The 964-nt window shown below is 57.0% G+C and carries 1 protein-coding gene and 1 pseudogene; both read left to right on the plus strand.

Annotated elements, in window-relative coordinates; translation table 11 throughout:
- A pseudogene (locus AC1D0Z_RS22865) lies at positions 1 to 237 on the plus strand (ribose-phosphate pyrophosphokinase); the annotation flags it as partial.
- Between the two features lie 107 nt (positions 238 to 344).
- Positions 345 to 964 (plus strand): 50S ribosomal protein L25/general stress protein Ctc (locus AC1D0Z_RS22870; protein WP_477660420.1); only part of this gene is annotated, 620 nt, incomplete at its 3' end.

Raw genomic sequence — 964 nt, forward strand, 5'->3', positions numbered from 1 at the left:
GTTTATGCCTATTGCACGCACCCGATTTTTTCGGGCCCGGCCATTGACCGCATCGCCAAGGGCGATGCGCTTGATGAGGTGGTGATTACCAACACCATTCCGTTGAGCCCCAATGCCGTGGGTTGCACAAAGATTCGCCAGCTCTCCGTGGCACCGCTGATCGCTGAGACCATCCAGCGCATCGCCAAGGGAGAGTCGGTCATGAGTTTGTTTTCGGACCAGGACAACCTGTTCTGACCTGAAACAAAAAGCGGCTGCTTTCGTGTCGTGATTCATCACGAAGCAAAGCAGCCTTTTAAACCAGAACGAGACTGGTCGCGGTCCGTTCTTTATTGGAGTTGATTATGAAATTCGTCGCTTTTGAGCGCGCAAAGCAGGGCACGGGTGCGAGCCGCCGTCTCCGCATCACCGGCCGTACGCCCGGTATTGTTTATGGTGGCACCGGTGAACCTACGCTGATCGAAATCGATCACAACGCGTTGTTCCACGCCATCAAGAAAGAAGCGTTCCATGCTTCCATCCTCCAGATGGAACTGGCAGGCAAAGAACACAAGGTTCTGCTGCGCGACCTGCAAATGCACCCGTACAAGCAGCAGATCCTGCACATCGACTTCCAGCGCGTGGAAGCCAAGACCAAGATGACCGTGAAAGTGCCCGTGCACTACAGCGGTGAAGAAGAGTCTCCAGCCGTCAAGACCGAAAACTGCCTGGTCAATCACGTGATCACCGAGTTGACCGTGTCCTGCTTCCCGGCCGACATCCCCGAATTCATCGCCGTCGACCTGAAGGGCCTGAAGAAGGGTTCGCCGCTGCACATCAAGGACATCACCCTGCCAAAGGGCGTGAAGTTCGTGGCCAAGGGCCAGGACAACCCGGTGCTGGTGTCGGTGTCTGCCGTTTCCGAAGAAGCCGAAGCCGATGCCGCAGCAGCCGCTGCAGCAGCCGCACCGGTGGATCCGAAAGC

Source organism: Polaromonas sp. P1_E3 (genome assembly GCF_056405935.1).